Origin of the sequence: Acetobacter suratthaniensis (assembly GCF_017377745.1) — a bacterium.
Taxonomy (GTDB): Bacteria; Pseudomonadota; Alphaproteobacteria; order Acetobacterales; family Acetobacteraceae; genus Acetobacter; species Acetobacter suratthaniensis.
In genome coordinates this window covers 1-21572 of sequence record NZ_JAFVMG010000005.1, presented here as the reverse complement: position 1 = coordinate 21572, position 21572 = coordinate 1, and the positions used below count along the sequence as shown (strand labels likewise).

Sequence of the window (21572 nt, the reverse complement as noted above, 5' to 3'; positions counted from 1 at the left end):
CACACTTGAATAATTTACGTCAACGGAATATTTTGGAATTGCAATAAAAAGAACGTCAGCCCTCCGCATATCACAACGAAACCGCAGGGGGCGGATGCGCGTAGAAAACACTTGAAAACAAAAAAGAGTTTTGTGACGATAAAAAATCGAAACAGACTCTTTCCCGGCGGCTTTCCGCCATGTTGTGGTTGCAGACGGCACAGGACACGGCAGCACGCGGGGTTTCAACGGCTTTCAATGTTCAGGAACTGACATGACTGTTTCTTCACACGCACTCGAATTCTACATCAACGGCCAATGGTGTGCGCCCGCAGGCAGCGAACGGCTTGATGTCATCAACCCCGCGACAGAAACCCCCTGCGCCACCATTGCCATGGGAAACGCGCAGGATGTTGACAAGGCCGTGGCGGCGGCACGGGCGGCGTTTCCTGCTTGGTCGGCCTCATCCAAGGAAGAGCGCATTGCCCTGCTGGAAAAGGTGATCGCCCTCTACCAGAGCCGTTCGGAAGAAATGGCGCAGGCCATCTCGCTTGAAATGGGCTCGCCCATTGCCCGTGCGCGCGACAGTCAGGCCTGGTCGGGCTATGGCCACATGCAGGAAACGCTCGACGCGCTGCGCGCCTTCTCCTTCGATACCGTGCGCGACGATATGCTGCTAACGCATGAAGCCGCAGGCGTGGCCGGGCTGATTACCCCATGGAACTGGCCCATGAACCAGATTGCCTGCAAGGTGGCGCCCGCCCTTGCCGCAGGCTGTACCATGGTGCTCAAACCCAGCGAAGTGGCCCCGCTCAGCGCCCTGCTGTTTGCCGAAATCATGGACGAGGCCGGGGTTCCCGCAGGCGTATTCAACATGATTAACGGCAACGGCCCGGAAGTGGGCGAGGCCCTGGCCCGCCACCCGGATGTGGATGTCATGTCCATTACCGGCTCCACCCGCGCAGGGGCGGCCGTGGCCCGTGCATCGGCCGATACCATCAAGCGTGTTCTGCAGGAACTGGGCGGCAAATCGGCCAATATCATCCTGCCCGATGCCGATTTTCAGGCCGCTGTCAGCGATGGTGTGCGCCGCTGCATGGGCAATTCAGGCCAGACCTGCGATGCCCCCACCCGTATGCTGGTGCCGCAGGCCCGCATGGCCGAGGCCATGAACGTTGCGCAGGCCGTATTGTCCGAACTGCGCGTGGGCAACCCGGCGGATGAAACCACCGAATACGGCCCCGTTGTCAGCGCTCTACAATTCGAGCGCATTCAGGCTTTGATTGCCAAAGGGATCGAAGAAGGCGCAACGCTGGTGGGCGGTGGCACGGGCAAGCCAGCCGGGCTTGAGGTTGGCTACTACGTCAAACCCACCGTGTTCGGGCAAGTCAGCCCCGACATGACCATCTCGCGTGAGGAAATTTTCGGCCCCGTTCTCTCCATCATCGGCTATGCGGATGAAGAAGACGCCATTCGCCTCGCCAACGACACGGTGTACGGGCTGGCAGCCTATGTGCAATCCTGTGATCTGGCTCATGCCCGGGCCGTAGCCCGCAGGCTGCGCGCGGGCAATGTCACGCTCAATCAGGGCGCATGGACGGTCAAAGCCCCCTTTGGCGGCTACAAGCAGTCCGGCAACGGGCGGGAATGCAGTGTTTTCGGCCTGCTGGACTTTCTCGAACTCAAGGCCGTCATCGGCTACGGAGAAGCCTGATGGCGGGGCCATCCGGCGCGGCCTGCGGCAGTCTTTACGAAGCGCAAGCCCCCGCCGCACCGGACTGGCCCGTTCTGACACAACGGGTCGAGGCCGATGTTCTGATTATTGGCGGGGGGCTTACAGGCCTTTCCACCGCCCTGCATCTTGCGCAGCAGGGTGTCAGAACCGTCGTGCTCGAAGCCCATGCACCGGGCTGGGGTGCCTCTGGCCGCAATGGCGGGCAGGTTAACCCCGGCCTGAAGCCCCCACCCGATACAGTCGAGGCTGATTTTGGCCCCGAACAGGGTGCCCGGCTGGTACAGATGGCCTGGCAGGATGGGCCGGATCTGGTGTTCGATCTGATCAAACGCTACGGCATTAACTGCGATGCGGCGCGTGGCGGCACCCTGCGCGCGGCTACCGCCACCGGCCAGCTTGGCCCCCTGCGGGAACTGGAGCGGCAATGCCGGGCGCGGAACTGGCCCGTACACTGGCTTGACCGCAACGCCATAGCCGCACGCACCGGCCACAGCCTGTATTGCGGCGGCCTGCTGGATATGCGCGGCGGGCAGCTTAACCCACTGGCCTATACGCAGGGTCTGGCCCACGCCGCCCGGCAGGAAGGGGCAAGCCTGTTCTGCCGCAGCCCCGTTCTGTCGCTCAAACGCACAGGAGGGCGCTGGCTGGCCCAGACCCGCACCGGCTGCGTGGTGGCCGAGCGGGTGGTGCTGGCTACCAATGGCTATACGGATAGTCTGTGCAACCCCCTGCGCCGTTCTATCGTGCCGGTTTATAGTGGCATTGTTGCCAGCGAACCGCTGCCCCCCTCCCTGCGCCGCGCGATCCTGCATGACCGGGAATCCCTTTACGAACTGGGGCAGATCACCACCTATTATCGCGTAGACGGCGCGGGCAGGCTGCTTATGGGCGGACGCTCCTTTTCCCACCCGGCTCAGGGGGCTTTGGCTTTCCCCTATCTGGTCGCACGGGCGCAAAAAGTCTGGCCCGCCCTGCGTGGCATCGGGTGGACACAGGGCTGGAACGGCCAGCTGGCCGTAACACTGGATCATTACCCACACTGGCATGAGCCTGAACCCGGCCTGCTGGCCATGCTAGGCTATAACGGGCGCGGGATCGCGCTGGCCACACTCACCGGGCGCGAGATAGCCGCCTATCTGGCACAGGGCAGCGCACCGCTGTTTCCGCTCATGCCTATCCGGCCCATTCCGTTCCATGCTTTCTGGCGGGCGGGCACCTACGGGTGTATTTTATGGGGGCGGCTGCAAGATGCTCTGGGCCTGTCATAACTGACCATGCTGTCAGATAGGGCCTGAAACGCCCGCTCCACCCACACAGAGTCGTAAGCCATTTTTCACGCGGCCCGTCTCTTGCATGGTGATCGTATTAGGTGGCAGTAAAGTAGCACTTTTGATTCCCGCATGATGCTCAGCCTCATGGGACAACAGTGCAGGCGCTACGGTAAAATTCTGATGCCAAAGATTCTGTATCTTATTGCCGAAGACTGGTTCTTCTGCTCGCATTTTCTCGCACGCGCACAAGCCGCCCAGAAAGCCGGATTTGAGGTTGTGGTCATGACCCGTGTTGGCACACATGCCGACACCATACGCAGCCACGGCCTGCGCGTGCTGCCGTGGAACCTTGACCGCCGCAGCCTCAGCCCCATAAGCGCACTAAAAAGCATCTTTCAGGTCTGGCGTATCTACCGCTCGGAGCGACCTGCGCTCGTGCACCATATCGCGCTCAAACCCCTTCTGTACGGATCGCTCGCCGCGCGACTTGCGGGGGGGGTAAAAATTATCAATGCCCCGGTGGGGATGGGCTACATTTTTTCCTCCAGCGACTGGCGTGCCCGCCTCCTGCGCGCACCCATCCGACTAGCCCTGCGCCTGCTGCTCAACCCGCCGAATAGCAAGGTCATTTTTGAAAGCCCGGATGCAGAAAAAGCTTTTGTCGAAGAGCACACAGTACGTGCCGAAGATGCCCGGCTAATCCGGGGGGCCGGTGTCGATCTGGCTCTGTTTACACCCACCCCCGAACCGGACGGCGTGCCAACGGTTGTTCTGCCAGCCCGCATGCTATGGGATAAAGGCATAAAGGATTTTGTAGACGCCGCACGCCAGTTGAAGGCCGAAGGCGTGCAGGCCCGCTTTCTTCTGGCTGGCGCCCCCGATACCGCCAATTTTGCCGCTATTCCTGAAGAAACACTGCATGCATGGGCAGAGGAAGGCAGCATAGAATATCTTGGCTTCCGCTCTGATATTCCCGACCTGATGAGGCAATGCGCCATTGTCTGCCTGCCCTCGGCTTACAGGGAAGGCTTACCAAAAGCCCTGCTGGAAGGGCTGGCCGCCGCACGCCCCATTGTAACAACCAATGTCGAAGGCTGCTGCGAGACTGTTATTGAAGGCGTCAACGGGCTGATGGTGCCCCCCCGCGACCCTGCCCGTCTGGCCAATGCCCTGCGTACACTGCTTGCAGACCGCCCCAGACGTATTCTTATGGGACAGGCCAGCCGCAAACTGGCCGAAACCGAATTTTCGCAGGAAACGGTTATTGCTCAAACACTGGCCGTTTATGCCGAGTGGCCGGGCACATAGCTTCTATGCAAATCAGAACAGGCCTGATATCGCAATCCTTAGTCGTTCAACAGATCACGCTCGGGCAGGCCCGGTACGGCTCACTTGCATCTTAATCGCATTCGATTAGGTAAGGTGGACAAAAAATGACGCAGCATTCTGGAGGCTCATCTTGCCATGACTGAACTCGCGCGGCCTAAGATACACCAAAAATCTTCCGCCAAGAATCGTTACAAGCTAGCGGCGGATAATGGCTGGGCGCAAAGGTTTCAGTTGGTCATAGATGACTTTACCCAAGGGGCCAAGCTTTACAGGCTGATTTGGTCTCTGGCCTTTTCGGATATAAAGCTGCGGTATCGGGGGTCGCTCATCGGCCCTTTCTGGCTGACCATTTCAACCGCCATACAGATCGGCGCAATGTCGTTCCTGTATGCGGATCTGCTCCAGACAAATATTCACACCTATATTCCTTTTCTGACGGTCTCCCTTATTCTGTGGGGGTATCTCAGTTCAATCATTAACGATGGCTGCACCTGTTTCAGTGCACATGACGCGTTGATCAAGGGAACACGCATGCCTTTTGTGGTGCATGTGGTCAGGAGCGTCATACGGAATACAATCATCTTGATGCACAATGTTATCGTGATTGTAGTCGTGTTTGTTCTTATGGATGTACACCCCAGCCTTTATATGCTGGCGGCTATTCCGGGGTTCCTGCTCTGGCTGGTTGACGGGGTTGCCATATCGATTTTTCTGGGCATTCTGTGCGCCCGTTTCAGGGATATTCCGCAGATTATTGCAGCAATTATACAGGTTGCATTTTTTGTTACCCCCATTATGTGGCAGGTGGCCACGCTCAAGGGGCACCCGGGTACAGAAAACATTATTCTGTATAATCCCTTCGTCTATATTCTTGGCATTGTTCGCAATCCAATTTTAAATGAACCACTTGATATTGTTTTTATTACAAAAGCACTCATCATTTCTGCAGTCGTCATACTTGTTTCACTGTTTAGTTTTGCCCGTCTCCGCGGCCGCATTGCATTTTGGGTTTAAGCGACATGACGTATTTAGAAGCATCCGGCATCTCCATTGATTTTCCTCTGTATCATGCGGAAAGTCGGTCGCTTAAGAAAGCTCTGCTGGGTAAGGTTTCCTCGCGTTTCAGTGTCGATCAGAAAAGCCGTCCGGTTGTACAGGCGCTCAGAGATATTTCCTTCTCCCTTAAATCGGGTGACAGGCTGGGTCTTATTGGTTCCAATGGTTCTGGCAAAACAACACTTCTGCGCGCCCTATCCGGCATTTACCAGCCAACAGCCGGCACCTTATCCATGGAAGGCAAGCTGATCTCCCTCCTTGATCCCGGACAGGGCATGAACAAGGAACTGACAGGCCGGGAAAACATACGCCTACGGAGTTATTATCTGGGCCTTTCCAAAGCCAAAAGTCAGGCGTTCGAGGCCGATGTCATTGACTTTACCGACCTGAAAGAATTTCTGGATATCCCCGTTCGCAATTATTCCTCCGGCATGGTGGTGCGTCTGGCTTTTGGTATGGCCACGGCTTTCCCGCCTGAAATCCTGCTGATGGACGAATGGATTCTCGCCGGAGACGCCGCGTTCATGGCAAAAGCCAAAAAACGGGTGGAGGGTATGGTGCAGCATGCAGATATTCTGGTGTTGGCGAGTCATTCTCCGTCTATTCTGGCAGAGTGGACCAACCGGCTGATCTGGCTTGATGGAGGCCGGATTGTCGCTGATGGCGCGCCAATGGAAGTGTTTAAGTCTTATTTACCCCGTCATGATTTTGAGGAACTGCTCAGAGCACGATCCTGATGGGGCCATATCTGCTATTCTCTAATTAAAGTGGTTGAAAGTTGGATAAAATGCAAAAAATAGCGGTTGTCGGTGCAGGATTTTCTGGCAGCACCATCGCACGGGAACTGGCCGAACGCGGCTATGAGGTAGATGTATTCGATACCCGTGCGCATGTAGCAGGGAACTGCCACACCGAGCGTGATGCGCAGAGCGGCATCATGGTTCATGTTTATGGGCCTCATATTTTTCATACCAGCAATGAGCGTGTCTGGGAATATGTGCGCCGGTTTGACCGATTCATGCCTTTCATCAACCGGGTCAAGGCGCATGCGAACGGGCAGGTTTTTTCCCTCCCGATCAACCTGATGACGATCAACCAGCTGTTTAACAAGCAGTTCTCGCCCGCAGAGGCCCGCGAATTTATCGCCGGGCAGGCCGACCACAGCATTACTGAGCCGCGTACATTCGAAGATCAGGCGCTGGCTTTTGTCGGACAAAAAATTTACGAAACTTTCTTCCGTGGCTACACGCGCAAGCAGTGGGGGCTGGAACCGTCTGAGCTACCCGCCAGCATTCTCAAGCGTCTGCCGGTGCGCTTTAATTATGATGACAACTATTACGGCAGCAAATTTCAGGGTATTCCTGAACACGGCTATACTTATATTGTCGAACGCATCCTTGATCATGCCAATATCCGCGTGCATCTCTCCACCAGCTTTGCCCGCGCACAGGCGCAAGACTATGCGCATGTCTTCTACAGCGGCCCGATCGACGCATGGTTCGGTCATTCCGAAGGCCGCCTGAGCTACCGGACACTGGATTTTGAGGTCGTGCGCGGAACGGGTGATTATCAAGGCAACCCGGTCATTAACTACTGTGACGAGAGTGTGCCCTGGACCCGCGTGGCCGAACACAAGCATTTCACGCCGTGGGAGGAGCATGAGGAGACCATTCTGTTCCGCGAGCACAGCCGCCTGTGCGAAGAACAGGACACCCCCTATTACCCGATCCGCCTCGTGCACGACAAAGCCCGTCTGCAGCGTTACATTGATCTGGCGAAATCCGAACAGGGCGTGACGTTCGTGGGCCGTCTGGGAACCTATCGCTATCTCGACATGCACATCACCATTGCCGAGGCGCTGACCGCGGCGGAACGCTTCCTCGAAGCACAGGACGCAGGCACGGCGCCTCCTGCTTTCTGCGTTGATCCGTTGGCATAATGAGCCCTCCTCCCGCCCGCCTGGACGTCACCGCAGTGATCGTCACCTGTAACCGGCTCGAAAAACTGCGTCTGACACTCCAGGCCACGTTGGCTCAGGCGTTCGCGCGGGTGATTGTAATCAATAACGCATCCAATGACGGCACGGAGGCGTATCTGCGGGGTCTCGAGGACGAACGGCTCGAGATTGTGCATGAGCCCGTCAATACTGGCGGCGCGGGCGGCTTCAAACGCGGGTTTTCCCTCGCCGTAAAAGGGGAGGCCACGGAGTGGCTTGTCTGCTTCGACGACGATGCCTTCCCGGCGCCGGACGCGCTCGACCGGTTCACGGCTCTGAGGCCCGATGCGGATGTCGGCGGCGTTGCAGCCGCCGTATATTTCCCCGATGGCCGGATATGTCCGATGAACCGCCCGGGCATGAATATTTTCCACTCACCGCGCAGGCTTCTGAAGGCCGCTCTCAACCGGTCTGGCACGATAGGGCTGGGAGACGCCGCATATGCCGGCACGGAGCCGGTCTCTGTCGCGTTTTCCTCCTTCGTCGGCCTGTTCGTGCGGTGCGCCCTCGTACGCGGCACGCTGGGTCTGCCCCGGGCTGATCTGTTCATCTACCGCGACGACTCACTCTATACCCTGTCGCTAACGCGGGCGGGCTATCGTCTGCTTTTCGCGCCCGGCGTCCGGTTTGTGCATGACTGCTCCACCCCGTCCTCGGGCAGCCGCGTCTATAAGCCCTTGTGGAAAGCCTATTACATCATCCGGAATGACATGCCTTTTTTCCGCATGCTGTCCGGCCCGTATTTCTTTCTGATCCTGCCCTTCCTGATCGGCAAATTTCTTATAACAGTGCCGTATTATGACAATCCCGTCCTGTTTCTCAGACTGCTCTGCACCGCACTTTCCGATGGTCTGCGCGGGAATTTCACAAAGTTGCACAAGGATGTCGTAAGGCGCTTTTCCTGACAGAGATATGTAGCCGCCCTGCCCGTCTTTCCGATCTGATATTCTGGAGCGCATATGACACAGACATCAGTCGTGCAGCGTCTCGTTCTGCCGGGCACCGGTTTTCCAGTTCCGGAGGTTCTCTGCGTCCGTCTGGGCAAGGGGAGCACCATAGACCGGGAAACGGAGCGTCTGATGCTCCCGAAGGGCGGAACGGTCTCATTCGATACATTTTACAACGGCCTGTCGCCCGAAGCGTGGAAGCGGATGACAGTAATCGACACGCTGGCCTTCTGCCTGCGCGGGCACGGCAGCTTTCGTCTGGAGGTTCGGCTGCACAGAGCCGGGCAGCCGGATCTGCTGCTGCTTGGGCAGGAGGTCAGGCCCGAGTGCAAGGACGGCGTTACCACGGAACTGCCTTGGGCGCAGATCAATGACGGGCTGCTGTATATCCGTCTTGAGGCTCTGACTGATGCGGTGATCGACGGTGGAGAATTCACGACACGGACGCCAGCCGCGCGGGATGTTCGTCTGGGGATCGTGATCACGCATTTCAACCGAAAACCCTATGTCCTCCCCGCCATCCGCCGTATCCGGGAGGGGCTTCTGAACAGTCTCGACTATGCGGACAAAATCAGTCTGATAGTCGTGGATAACTCCCAGACCCTGACCCCGGAGGAGACGGAAGGCGCCATCCTGCTTCCAAACCGCAATCTGGGCGGATCAGGCGGGTTTGCCCGTGGGCTGCTCCGTTTGAGTGATGACGGACAGTACACGCATTGCCTGTTCATGGACGACGACGCCTCGTGCGGGATCGAGTCCATCCGCCGCGCCTTTGTTCTCCAGACCTTCGCGCGGAATCAGGAACTGGCCATCGCCGGCGCACTTCTGTCGGAGACCGATCCCTGCCTCCTTCTTGAAAAGGGCGCGACCTTCACGCGCGGATGCGCCCGGCCCCTGCATTTTATGCGCGACATGAGCCGTGTCGATGATCTTTTGGCCACAGAAAGAACCGGCGAACCGCCCGGCTATGGCGCCTGGTGGTTTTTCTGTTTCGACATCCGGAAAGTCCGGGCCTTTCCCTTCCCATTCTTTGTCCGGGGAGATGATATCCTGTTCGGTCTGACCAACGATTTTCAGATTGAGACACTCAACGGCATTGCCTGCATGGGAGAGGATTTCCGGTTTAAGGAAAACCCTACAACCCGGTATCTTGGGCTGCGAAGCGCGCTCGCTATCGCCCTGATGATGCCGGACGTCACGCGGGTGCAGATCGTCAGGATGATGCTCGGATGGATGCTTTCATCCCTGCTTTCCTACAATTACGGCAGTGCGCAGGCCATTCTCAACGCCATCCGTGATGTGATGAAAGGCCCCTCTTTCTGGTTGGCGGACATGGATGCCGCTCTCGCCAGAGCTGAGCTGGCGCCGCTGAATGCCATGGAAAAGCTGGTTCCCGTCAGTCTTCCGGCGGATTTTTCCGTGGCAGCGGATGAAAGGGAGAGCCGCCTTCGCCACCTGACACGCATTGTCACGCTCAACGGTTTTCTGCTGCCCGGATTTCTGCTGCGTGACGGAAGCCCCGTCACCGATGAGAAATCGTTCCACGGCACATACAGCCGCATCTTTCGTCACAGAAAAGTGCTGTATGTCTGCGCGCCTGCCGGAACAGGATATGTGGCCGTATATGACAGAAAGCGCTTCTTCCGCCTTCTGGCAGCGTTTCTGCGGATCTTTTTCCTGTTCATGCTGCGTGAGAGCGCATTGCGCCGATCCTATCGGAAGGCGCTGCCGGATATGACGGCAAAGGCGTTCTGGCGGCGGATATATCCCGGTTCTTCCGCCTGACGGGACGTACATTACACAATATTTTGAAATACAAATATACCGGAAAAGGCTTTATTGCATAAATCTGAATAACCTCTTTATTTGAATGGAGAAAAAAACCATTCCCCATCTTGAAAAAACATTGTTTTTCAAAGCGCTATCGGTATCTTTGCAAAAAAATCATCGGAATATAGGAGACAGGTATCATTATGTATGGTGCTAAAATGACAAATTCATGACATGAGAATTGTCAGGTGTACGGAGGGAAATCAGTTTTGCGATCCCGGTTGAGTGTTTTCCGGGAATGAATATGTATTTCTGATATGGCGAGTAGATGGAACATTTCGACGTCTGTATTATCGGGGCTGGTTTGACGGGCCTTTTATCTGCACGAAAATTTCTCAAAGAAGGCAAAAAAGTCCTTCTTGTGGAACGAGGCAGTGAATATCGCCCGTCTATGGATGACCGTGAAACCTGGTGGCAGGAATGTGTTACGTCCGATGAGATGTCCAAGGACGGTCGTATCCTGACCAGAAATACGTTTCCCGGAAGCGAGGAAAAATTTCCCGATCTAGTGTCGTGTGACACGCGGAATGCGCCGTGGAATTTTCAGTACAATATGTGGCACGGGATCGGCGGCAGCGCGCAGATGTGGTCGGGCATGTCGTGGCGGCTGGCGCCTCATGATTTTCGCCTGAAGGAAATTTTCGGCCACGGAGAAGACTGGCCAGTATCTTATGAGGAACTGGCACCGTTCTACGATGAGGCAGAGACACTCATGGAGGTGTCGGGGCCATCACCTGATGAGACCAGCTCCTATCGCTTCTGGCCATGGAAAAACAATTTCCGCTACAAACCGTTCCGACTGAGCTACCTTGATCGCTGCTTTCAGGACAGCATCGGCGATATCGGACAGCTTGTCATGCAGCCACATGCTGTCCGCAATCTTCCCGCCGAGGAGGGAGGCTGTGTGGGCGCCAAGACATGCGTGTCATGTTGCCCCACAGGTGCGATCTTCAAGGCGCGGGAGCGTCTGTTCGATGACATCGTGATGGACGATAATCTCGATCTCAGGGTGGAAACCTGCTGTGTGCGTCTGGAATGGGATACCGCTGCGGGAAAGATCACAAAGGCCGTTCTTCGCGAAAAAGACAGCAAAGAAGAATACGCGGTCTCAGCATCTCTATTTTTCCTGTGCGCCAACGCGCTTGAGAACATCACGCTGATCCAGAGATCGGAAGTGATGAACAATAAGCGTTTCGGACGCTCCGCCGATATGGTGGGCCGCTATTTTTCCTCTCACGGCGCCTTCACATGGTCCGTCCTTATGGAAAAACCTGTCTATCCAACACGCGGACGCCCCACGCACGGAAGCATCATAGAATGGGTGGAGCGGCAGGCGGAAGACCGGCGAAACGGCGTTCTCATGGAAGTCTGGCAGAGCGATTTTTTCCGCGGGTATCACCCCAAGGAGCATTTCGAAAAGGATGTCGCCGCAGGGCACTGGGGGGGCACGCTCTTCAAACGTCTTTCCGATTTTGAAAGACGATTTGCCATATCACTTATTTTTGAAACGGATATGTCTCACACAAAGGCCGTGACGCTGTCGCCCGATCATGTGGATCATTATGGGCTTCCGGTTCCACTGGTATCTCTCAGCCTGAACGATCAGGATGAACGGACCATTCGTTTCGGACTGGGGAAAGTAGATGAGATTTCAGCATGTGCCGGAATAGACTCACTTGAGCCAATCGGGTATGGCTTCAACGGGAATCATCCTCTGGGAGGTTTGAGAATGAGTGACAGCCCGGAGACCGGCGTTGTTGACCGTTTCGGCCGCTCTCATGACTTCCAAAACCTCTATATTCTCGGTGGTGGCATGTTCTGCTCGACAGGAAGCTTTAATCCAACCCTGACGATCGCGGCGCTCACACTCCGTACGCTGCAGGATGATCCACGCCTGCAGGATTCTGACGCGGAAGGGAGCAATGGCTGAAATACCTCTGCCGCCCGATGAGATGGATGTCTGTCAGGCAACACGAAAAATCGTGGATATCCTTGTTCCGCCGGAGGTTGCTAGGAGGGATGGCAAAATCCGGGCGGCGGCTGAACGCTGTGCAGCCTCCGTGGAAATCCGGGACCTAGTCGCCAGATGTCTGCCATTTCGTCATGAAAACGAAGAATACGCCTCTCTGGTCGAGCGCCTCTTCATTCAATCCTCTCAGGATATGCACAGGATCAGATCACTGATCTATAACGATATCCTCTCAACATGCGATTTTTCGGAATTAATCGGACGCACACTGACAGCCGGCGTGGAACAGTGTCCGTTCTGGGATAGTTATGAAACCGCTCCGGTGCCGGTTAACGGTTCAATTAAAGCAAGCACAAAATGATCGATCAAAATAAAGAAAATACGCCCGTCGCGCACACCCTTCAGACACTGGTGATGCCCGGAATTCATGTCGATTCAGATCTGTATTTCCGCACGAATGACAGGGCTGATTATTTTTTATCAGATAATGTTATTCGCTTCCGGAAAGGCGGAACGGCTTCAACAGAGACATATTTCAATTATCTCTCCCTGAGGGTGTGGAGAAAATATTGCGGCCTTAAGGATATTTCGCTCGTTCTGCAGGGGCATGGCCGGTTCGAGGTATCAATAGGATGCCATCGGGCCGGATACGTCCATAAATGGATGTCTCGCACGATAATTACTCTTGCATCCGGCGAGAAGGAAGGGGACATCAGTCACCCTGATGAAGCCCGTATCTGTATCCCGCTCCCGGAAAATATGACGGACGGAACGCTGTATTTTCACATCGAGTCACTTTCCTCGACAGGATGGATTTCCGGCGGACGGTATGAAACGACAGATCAGCCCCGGCGCCCTGTAAAGGTCGGTGCTGTCATCACGCATTTCAACCGACAGAATTATGTCCTCCCGGCCCTGTCCAGAATACAGAATGAGCTGCTGTCCGATCCGTACTATCAGGACAGATTTTCTATTTATATCATTGATAATTCACAGAATCTTCCGTCATCCGGGACGGAGTGCGCCACCGTCATAAAAAACAGAAATCTCGGCGGATCGGGCGGGTTTGCGCGCGGGCTGCTTGAAGTCACGAACACGCCGGGCTTCACGCATTGCCTGTTCATGGACGACGATGCGTCCTGCGAGACGGATGCGTTCCGGCGGACGATTGCGCTGCTGCAGTTCTGTGAAGATGAGAAAATGGCTGTTTCCGGGGCTCTCATGAAGGAGGAGCAGCCCTGGTGTATGTACGAAAAGGGTGTCCGCAAAACAGCCGATGGCTTTGCGCCTATGTGCCACGGCATGGATATGCGCCGGATTGAGGCCGTTGTGATCTCGGAAGCCGAGGACCAGCATCCGGCATACGGGGCATGGTGGTTCTTCGCGTTTCCTCTCAACGCAGTAGAGGAATGGCCCTTCCCGTTCTTCGTTCGTGGCGATGATATGCTGTTCGGCTTGATGAACTCATTTAGCATCATCACGATTAACGGTGTCGCATGCTGGGGCGAGGATTTCCGTTTCAGGGAAAGTCCCATGACACGCTATCTGGCCGTGCGTAGCAATCTCATGATCTGGCTGACGACCACAGAACTCACCGGAAAAGAGATAACGCAACGGATCATGAAAATCTGGCTGCGACCGGCGGTCTCCTCCCGGAACTATGAAAGTGCTGAAGTCATAGAGCTTGCAATGCAGCATGTGATGGAGGGACCTGATTTCTGGCACAGAAATATCGATATGACCGATGTACGCAAGCTCATCGGCAGTATGGTCGATATCGAGAAAATGCGCCCGGTCGATCTTGGGTCCCATCATTTCGTCAGCAGGAAACCACGGCATCAGGAAACACGGACGCGCAGGCTGCTCCGGCAGATTTCTCTGAACGGACTTCTTCTTCCGAAGGCGGCTCTCAGGAAGGGCGTTATCTATGCGGAAAAAGGATTTGCCGGAGACACCGCGCAGATATTCGGCGTGGATACAGTCCTTTATTACAATCCGCATAATAAAACAGGATATTACGCACGGATGGATACACCCCGTGCACTACAGATACTGAAAAAGTTCTCAGACCTGTCGAAAAAACTGGAATCTGAAACTGAAAATCTTAGGATTCTGTACAAAAAAGACGTGAAACAGACAACGACAAAAAGTTATTGGGAAAAGAATATTCATTCCTACGAAGCATCATCAGTTAAGTCCTGAACATATGCCGTGAGGGGCGTAATTTCTGTAGCGTTATGGTGACAGTTTGCTCGGTTTTGAAGGAGGCGGCGCTGTGGCCTACGTGACGACCAGTGGGAATGGATAAAGGATCTTTTTCCCGGTCGGGCGGGTCATGTTGGCGGCACCGCCGCAGACACCCGCCTTCTCGTAGAATCTGTGCGGTGTTGCTACCACGCAGCCGCTCCATGGCGTGAACTTCTGGCCTGCTGAAGGGTGTCCTCTCTGCCGGTGGCATTGCCTCAACACGAAGCAATGCACTATTCAGAGCGCCGCCTGCCCCAGAACAGTCACCCAATTTCAACCATGGCGCCCGGCACGCATGCCGTCAGGTAAGAGTAAAGCCCTAAAAGGATCCTGCACGCTTATGGGTTGAATTGTGCAACGAAGCCTAACAAAACCGTAGTATATCGAAAAGCGCAGCCACGTGCTAGAATCCGCAACCAACTCGAAGATTCAGTTTTCCTGAAAGACGCACCATGAATCCTTCCCTGTTTATACTTGCAGTTTTCAGCGTGACATTAAATGCATTCGCCCAGATTTTTCTCCGTAAGACGATGTTAACAATCGGAGAAATTCCGTCCTCTGCTTCGGGAATTCCGGCTTTTCTTTTATCCATCGGACTCAACCTCTGGTTTATCGGCGGCATGGCCTGCTATGTCCTCAGTATCGGGGTATGGATGGCAGTCCTTCGGAAAACTGAAGTCAGTCTGGCCTACCCTCTGCTTTCCATCGGATATCTCATCACAGCTGTTATTGGGTATTTCTTTATGAGCGAGCATGTAAATGCCACCCGCGTAGCAGGAATTGCCATCATATGCTGTGGAATTATTGTCATATCGAGAAGTGCGTAACATGCGGCATATCATCACAGGCGGAAACGGGTTTACCGGTAAGGTTCTGACACGCCAGCTTCTAGAGCGTGGGGAAGAGGTTATCAGTTTTGATACACGCTCCTCTTCCGATCCGGCTATCGCGGCCAGAGTACCTCAGATCACGGGTGATGTCCGTGTCCCTGATGACCTGAAGCGTCTGGAACTGAAGCCGGATGATGTTGTGTATCATCTCGCGGCCAGGCAGTTCGCGGATGCCGTTCCCCGGCAGGGACGTGATGCGTGGTTTGAAGAAGTGAACGTGGCCGGCACACGAAATGTCGTGCAGGCAATGCAGGCTGCCGGCACACGCGGACTGGTATTTTTCTCGACGGACATGACTTATGGCCGGCCGGGCATCTGCCCTATTCCGCCTGACTGCCCACAGAAGCCTCTGGGACCGTATGGACGCAGCAAGCTTAAGGCTGAACAGGTACTGAAAAATGCCGAAGGCATCACGCCTACGATTTTCCGTCCCCGTCTCATCACGGGTTATGGTCGACTGGGCATTCTCGGCAAGCTTTTCGAGCTGATCCGCAAAAACCTGCCCGTACCCATGATCGGCAACGGACATAACCGGTATCAGATGGTCAGTGTTGAGGATTGCGCCCGGGCTGCCATTCTGGCTGCGGAGAAAGGATGCCCCCCGGGGCCCTTTAACCTTGGATCGGAAAGTCCTCCGACAACCAGAGAACTTCTGAGTGGTATCGTACGCCATGCCGGGTCTCACTCGCTTCTGATTCCGACACCGGCAGCCCCCCTCAAGATTCTTCTGGGCCTTCTGGATAAGGCAGGGCTAACTTTGCTTTATCCAGAACAGTTTGGCATTGCCGATGCGGACATTCTTCTGGACACGACACGTACCCGCCAGGAACTCGGGTGGGCACCGGCTATGGACGATATTGACATGATGAACGCTGCCTACGATGCTTTTCTGGCAACAAAAAACTGAATCGTCAGGCGTGATGGTCAGTCAAAATAGGATCTCAGGTCAGTATGCGTTTTAAAGACATAGTGGCTGAGTGCCGTCCGCATCAATATCTCAAAAACGGCTTCGTTGTTGTCGGTCCACTGTTCTCAGAACAGTGGACGCTGGATCTTCTGATCCGTACGATAATGGCTTTCGTGGCGTTCTGCGCGATAGCCAGTGCTGTTTACTGTTTCAATGACATTCTCGATGTCGCGGCTGACCGTCAGCATCCTACGAAATGCCGACGGCCTATCGCCAGCGGTGCTATCCCGGTTCGCTTCGCCTGGTTATTGGCGTCGGCACTTGCTTGTGTCGGCCTTACCATTGGGTGGCTGGTCAGCCCGTGGGTGTTCGCGTTTGTTCTGGCCTATGCGATCATAAATCTCTGTTATTCTTTTCTGTGGAAGCATGTTCCTGTTATTGATGTATTTCTGATCTCTGCCGGGTTTATGTTGCGGTTGCTGACCGGAACTCTTGGTTTAGGTGTCACAACATCAGACTGGCTGCTGCTCTGCGGTCTTATGCTGACCATGTTTCTTGGTTTTGCCAAAAGATATGCTGAACTCCGGAGTGTATCCAGCGATTCTACCAAGAACAAAAAAACGACAAGAAAGGTTCTTGATAGTTATACATCAGATATGATATCGCAGTTTATGACAATAAGTGCATCATGCACTATTATTTCATATAGCCTTTATACAGTTTCGCCTGAAACAATCTCAAAGCATCACACAAATTATTTAATAATTACAGTCCCTGTCGTCATATACGGGATTTTTCGTTATCTGTTCCTGCTGCATAAGCGTGGCGGGGGGCAGGATACGGCCCGGGACGTCCTGTTCGATTCACATATGCTGGTAACCGGAGGAATCTGGTTCATCATCACCCTTCTGGTTCTGATCAATGCCTGAATCAGATTTCGTTGCGGACGTTCCGCCTGGCACGCTCGTTCTGTTCGATTTTGATGGAACACTGAGCACAAAGGACAGCCTGTTTCCTTTCCTGCGTTTTGCGCTCGGAACAGCAGGCCTGATCCGGACATGCGTGACCGCCTCCCCCTGGCTTATTGGCTATGGCCTGCGCTTGATCTCCAACAATGCAGCGAAGGAACGCCTGCTCAGCATTGCCTTCCGGGGAGAAGAACTCTCCTCTCTCCAGGAAAAAGGACGGGAATTCGCCCGGACAATTCTTCCTCATATGCTGCGCCCTGACATGATGGCACGGCTGGCCCAGTATCAGAAAGCCGGATGCCACTGTGTTCTCGTCAGCGCATCGCTGGATCTGTATCTTCAGCCATGGGCCGGAATGGTCGGAATAGACGAGGTGCTATGTTCGTCATTATCCCGGAACGAGGCTGGGCAGGTGACAGGCAGATTCCATGGCTTAAACTGCCATGGGGAAGAAAAAGTCCGCCGGATAGAGCAATTTCTGGAAGCGCAAGTCGCTGACCGACCGTCTGCTATTCTGGCTTACGGAGACACACGGGGAGATATCCCCATGATGAAACTGGCTGATCGGGCCTGGTGGGTCAGACCGCACAAGATTGAACCTTTTGAGAATTCCGCACCCAGCTAAGAGGCATATCTGTCAGGTGTCTGCAATCTGTGAGACTTCAAAATGAATTCTATATACCCTTCGGTTATTATTAGTCTGTCGAGTGCATTTATATTCCTTGTTTTTTGTTTTATTAATGGAAACATCTGGGGGAAATTGTTTTCTTCCGAGACTTTCCTAGGACGTTTTTTTTTCAGCCCAGCTCTGGGACTTGGAGTAATTTCCACATTCTTTTTCCCATGGTCATGGCTTTTTGGGTTTGGTGCTCTTCAGAGCTGGACGGGACTGCTTGCTGTATCCGCAATCAGTAAGGGAATTTCGCGGAAATTTTTTTCCGGTCTCTCTCTTCCATCGAAGGAATGGTCTGAAACTGTTCCCGCTCTTTTCTGGACCATCATATCTGCATGCGTCATAAGTTTTTTAATGTGTTCTGTCGACATCATAAAATTTCGTGATCATGGAGAGTTTTTCCAGCTAGCGGCTCCCATTACAGATCATGTAAAAATAAATATTGTTCAAAGTTTTATAAATGAGGGATTTCCTCTTCAAAATCCATTTTCAGGTGCAGGCGGAGAAAGGTCTAATTTTTCATATTATTTTCTATGGTACATGGTAGCTGCAGTCGTATCCTGTCTTTTCGGTAATTTATCCTTGCCGTGGGATGGTGATATAGCGCTGACTTTTATTACATCACTTGTTTCACTTTTTGTCATTATGGGGCTGTCCATCAGCCTTTGTCGCGACAGAACGGAAGGATTGTCAGCTGCCCGATGGAGTGTGCTCCTCTCTCTGGGTGGCCCCATTGTTCAGATCGTCTCCATGGTGGTTAGCCCACCTACTATGCTGCGGCTGTTTGGCCGGGGTCATGGCCTTGAAACATGGGTTTTTCAGGCGGCTTGGGTTCCTCAGCACGTGCTGTCCGGAACGATTGTCGTGCTGGCTCTCCTGCTCCAGCAGGAACTCCTTAAGAAAAAAACTCTTCTGCTGCAGGGAATGACAATCTTTCTTGTAGCAAACCTGATTGCGGCCGGATTTGGCATGTCAGCATGGGTTGGAGCAGTTTCCTTCCTCCTGTGCGCCGCAGCGATCACTTTCTGGCAAATTGCTTCTGCAGAGGATCGTCCATCTGCCTTCAGAATTATATTTCTATGGCTGGTGACTGCGTTGGCATCAGCTATCATGTCCTTACCCTATGTGGTTTCTCAGCTGGGTGCAGCAGCCGGGCATACCCATCCTATAGGAATAAGACCCTGGCAGGTTCTTGCATTTGTTTCATCGGGAAATGTATTAAACTACATAGCATACTGGATTATTTTTCTTCCTCTGCAGGTTGGATGCATTTATATCCCGTTTATACTGTCTATACGCAGTCAACTAAGAACAAAAATTTTAATTTCAGCTCCTTGTATTCTAATATCTTTAGCATCTTTGACAGCAAGCTGGCATTTTGAGAGCAAAATAGCAAATAACGACCTCGGATGGCGCGCAGTAATACCAGCGTTGATAACAATGACTGCTCTCTCTGCCGCTTGTATAGCGCGAGGAATTTTTAATGATTTTTCAAAAAAATCATCTGTTACATATCAAAAGATGGTCTTTATTTCAGGAATTATGCTGATTGCTATTTCGCTTCCCTCTGGATTATGGAGTCTAAAGCGGAATTATCTGGGCGACAGCATTCTTCAGAAGAAACTTGTAGAGGATGCCTACTGGCTGGCACTCCGTGATACAACACCGGTCAGCGGTCGGGTTCTGACATTCCCGGATCTCTACAGATCTGCTGAATCATGGCCTGTAAATATTGGAGGCGGTCTCCTGACGCAAAGGAAATCATGTTATCTTTCTCGTGAATACATTAGAGCATTCTCTGGAGGGGTATCACAAAACTCTTCGGATGAAGCTAATAATATTATAAATAAATTCTATAACGGCTCAGCAACAACAGAAGACGTAATATTTTTATTAAAAAAATTACATTGCACAACAATAGGAATTACAGAAAACGAAAAAATATGGAAGTTAATATCATCTGGAAATTACAAAGTTCCATTTTATAATGTTGTTCATTCAGAAAAGAAATGGATGATACTTTCATCGTATGCCAACTAGCCTATCTTATTCACGACCTTGAGTATTTTTCGTGGATTTTTTTGCTTTTGGGTTTGTGCGCGTGGGATTGCACCGTGTTGAGCCGATGTCATTTGGAGAGAGTGGTAGCGGCTCCGAAGCGGCGCAATACCAATGCGAAGAAAGAAGATCTGCGTGAAGGGCAGACACACAGGACTGGCAGGACAAGCCTTACAAGCTATCCTACAAAGCGGGTATCTGCATCGACCGGAAATTTCGGCTGATCCGCAAATAGCAGACGACAGATGCCGCCTCCGGTGATGGCTCGCGCTTGAGAGAGCGCCTGTTTGAGAAAAGCAATACAGCCTCAACGGTCTGAGCAGACGAGGATCAGGGCTGGCCAATATCATCTATAATATGCGCCGCTTTCTGCTCCGGAAGCGGATTAACACCGCCACGTAGCATCCCAGATGCATGCATTCGTCACTCTGCTCAAAACCCAGAGTAAAAGTCAGGCCTGAGAAGTAGCCGTCAACACGCTAAAAACCCGAAATCAGGTGCAAGAGCAGTCAATCAAAGGTTCTGTGAACCCTCCATGGTCTCAATGCCAAGAGGTTCTTAGAGCATTACAGATCGAATAAAAAATATATCTAAAAAAATCAGACCACTTCACCGATTGCTAAATAATTCTCTCAGCCCCTTCTCGAAAGAAATTGGCTCTATATTTAGTTTTTCTTTCATTTCATTTGTATTGAAGTTTTTATTTTCTGCCAATCTGCGCACTTCATCCGCTTCAATACGCGGAAGACCCGGTATAAACCGCATAACACAGGATGCAGCCAGCAGCAGCCAGACCGGAACGGTAAAGACAGGCCGCGACTTCATGCCGGCAAAACTGACAATCATACGAATAAACGTGCTGTATGTGATCGCCTCCTGCCCGGCAATAACGATACTTTCCGGCCTCTTTATTTTCCCTGCCACCATAAGCTCTACAGCAGCGACCAGACTGCGAGTAACATCACTCTGGTTGATAGGCTGCACAAGAAAACTGCCCCCATTAGGCAAAGGCACGCAGGGAAGTTTTTTAAGAAGAGCCGCCAGACGCTGCACATTGTTTTCGCCCTGTGCACCATAAATCATGGTCGGATGTAAAATCACAGAAGGCCGACCATCCTGTTGTAGCGCTTCCTCCCCCTTCATCACCCCCATCCCATGAGCATCAGGCCAGCGGGTAAACTTGCGGGTGCTGCCCAAAGCAATAACAGGGGCGGCTGTTGCCGCCAGAATGGCAGGCAAAAAGCGGGCATGGGCTGTGTTAATAACGAGGTTGGCTCCCTGCAGGGCTGCACCAAGAGTATCCTGTTGCGTCAGATCCGCCTGTCGTACGGCATAGCTCTGCCGGGCGATATCAGATTCAAGTGTCTGCGTGTTTCTGACTACCGCAATAACCCGATAACCAAGCCCGAGAAGAGCATAACAGAGAACCCTTCCAGACCGCCCATTCGCGCCTATGACAGCAATCACAGCATCAGAAAGGGCAGGCGGCATCAAGCTGAGCTCCTAGTGACCGGACGGAATAGTTGTGAAGAAACCGCCACAAAGCGATTTCTTATTTTATTTTACAACAACCTCGAGCATTAAAATCATCCATAAAATCAATGGGGCTAGAATTTTTTATGCAAACGCGCGCACAGCGCAGCCGAAAACATGCAGGCACCTAGAACGGCCTGCTTTCCGATTACATCCCGCGTGTTTCCTGCGGTGGATTTTAGTC

The 21572-nt window shown here is 53.3% G+C and carries 17 protein-coding genes and 1 pseudogene; 17 read left to right on the top strand and 1 reads right to left on the bottom strand.

The genetic code is table 11. The annotated features are described in order from the left end of the window. Positions 1-253 precede the first annotated feature (253 nt). The 17 genes and pseudogenes from J2D75_RS06595 to J2D75_RS14435 form a co-directional block, all read left to right on the top strand. Positions 254-1693, top strand: a complete 1440-nt coding sequence (locus J2D75_RS06595) for an aldehyde dehydrogenase family protein (RefSeq protein ID WP_207853987.1) — start codon at positions 254-256, stop codon at positions 1691-1693. Then, a complete protein-coding gene (locus tag J2D75_RS06590) occupies positions 1693-2982 on the top strand; it encodes an NAD(P)/FAD-dependent oxidoreductase (protein WP_207853986.1) in 1290 nt (429 codons plus the stop codon). Before J2D75_RS06595 ends, J2D75_RS06590 begins: the two co-directional genes overlap by 1 nt. Positions 2983-3165: 183 nt before the next feature. Continuing rightward, a complete protein-coding gene (locus J2D75_RS06585) occupies positions 3166-4293 on the top strand; it encodes a glycosyltransferase family 4 protein (RefSeq protein WP_207853985.1) in 1128 nt (375 codons plus the stop codon). Positions 4294-4449: 156 nt separating this feature from the next. Next, entirely contained in the window at positions 4450-5328 is an 879-nt protein-coding gene (locus J2D75_RS06580; protein WP_207853984.1) for an ABC transporter permease, read from the top strand. 5 nt (positions 5329-5333) lie between these two features. After that, positions 5334-6107 (top strand): ABC transporter ATP-binding protein, encoded by a 774-nt coding sequence (locus tag J2D75_RS06575; RefSeq protein WP_207853983.1) that lies wholly within the window; start codon positions 5334-5336, stop codon positions 6105-6107. A 50-nt stretch (positions 6108-6157) separates the two neighbouring features. After that, positions 6158-7309 carry a UDP-galactopyranose/dTDP-fucopyranose mutase family protein gene (locus J2D75_RS06570; RefSeq protein ID WP_207853982.1) on the top strand — a complete coding sequence of 384 codons (1152 nt, stop codon included), beginning with the start codon at positions 6158-6160 and terminating at the stop codon, positions 7307-7309. Further along, positions 7309-8271: a glycosyltransferase gene (locus tag J2D75_RS06565; protein ID WP_207853981.1), complete on the top strand. Its 963-nt coding sequence runs from the start codon at positions 7309-7311 to the stop codon at positions 8269-8271. The genes J2D75_RS06570 and J2D75_RS06565 overlap by 1 nt, the downstream gene beginning before the upstream one ends. A gap of 54 nt (positions 8272-8325) precedes the next feature. Beyond that, on the top strand, positions 8326-10098 hold the full coding sequence (locus J2D75_RS06560) for a glycosyltransferase family 2 protein (RefSeq protein ID WP_207853980.1): 1773 nt from the start codon (positions 8326-8328) through the stop codon (positions 10096-10098). A gap of 313 nt (positions 10099-10411) precedes the next feature. Beyond that, positions 10412-12073 carry a GMC oxidoreductase gene (locus J2D75_RS06555; protein ID WP_207853979.1) on the top strand — a complete coding sequence of 554 codons (1662 nt, stop codon included), beginning with the start codon at positions 10412-10414 and terminating at the stop codon, positions 12071-12073. Continuing rightward, complete coding sequence (locus J2D75_RS06550) at positions 12066-12473, top strand: hypothetical protein (RefSeq protein WP_207853978.1); 408 nt, start codon at positions 12066-12068, stop codon at positions 12471-12473. Before J2D75_RS06555 ends, J2D75_RS06550 begins: the two co-directional genes overlap by 8 nt. Further along, on the top strand, positions 12470-14314 hold the full coding sequence (locus tag J2D75_RS06545) for a glycosyltransferase family protein (protein WP_207853977.1): 1845 nt from the start codon (positions 12470-12472) through the stop codon (positions 14312-14314). Before J2D75_RS06550 ends, J2D75_RS06545 begins: the two co-directional genes overlap by 4 nt. 497 nt (positions 14315-14811) lie before the next feature. After that, on the top strand, positions 14812-15186 hold the full coding sequence (locus J2D75_RS06540; protein ID WP_207853976.1) for a DMT family transporter: 375 nt from the start codon (positions 14812-14814) through the stop codon (positions 15184-15186). A 1-nt stretch (position 15187) separates the two neighbouring features. After that, on the top strand, positions 15188-16156 hold the full coding sequence (locus J2D75_RS06535; protein WP_207853975.1) for an NAD-dependent epimerase/dehydratase family protein: 969 nt from the start codon (positions 15188-15190) through the stop codon (positions 16154-16156). Positions 16157-16200: 44 nt separating this feature from the next. Further along, positions 16201-17085 carry a decaprenyl-phosphate phosphoribosyltransferase gene (locus J2D75_RS06530; protein WP_207853974.1) on the top strand — a complete coding sequence of 295 codons (885 nt, stop codon included), beginning with the start codon at positions 16201-16203 and terminating at the stop codon, positions 17083-17085. After that, positions 17078-17749, top strand: coding sequence for an HAD family hydrolase (locus J2D75_RS06525; protein WP_207853973.1), 672 nt, complete (start codon positions 17078-17080; stop codon positions 17747-17749). Before J2D75_RS06530 ends, J2D75_RS06525 begins: the two co-directional genes overlap by 8 nt. A 42-nt stretch (positions 17750-17791) precedes the next feature. After that, complete coding sequence (locus J2D75_RS06520; protein ID WP_207853972.1) at positions 17792-19837, top strand: hypothetical protein; 2046 nt, start codon at positions 17792-17794, stop codon at positions 19835-19837. A gap of 101 nt (positions 19838-19938) precedes the next feature. Then, positions 19939-20171: pseudogene (locus tag J2D75_RS14435) on the top strand (IS5/IS1182 family transposase); the annotation flags it as partial. 293 nt (positions 20172-20464) lie between these two features. On the opposite strand, the gene J2D75_RS06515 reads toward J2D75_RS14435, so the two are convergent. Further along, complete coding sequence (locus J2D75_RS06515) at positions 20465-21346, bottom strand: SDR family oxidoreductase (protein WP_207853971.1); 882 nt, start codon at positions 21344-21346, stop codon at positions 20465-20467. Positions 21347-21572: the final 226 nt, after the last annotated feature.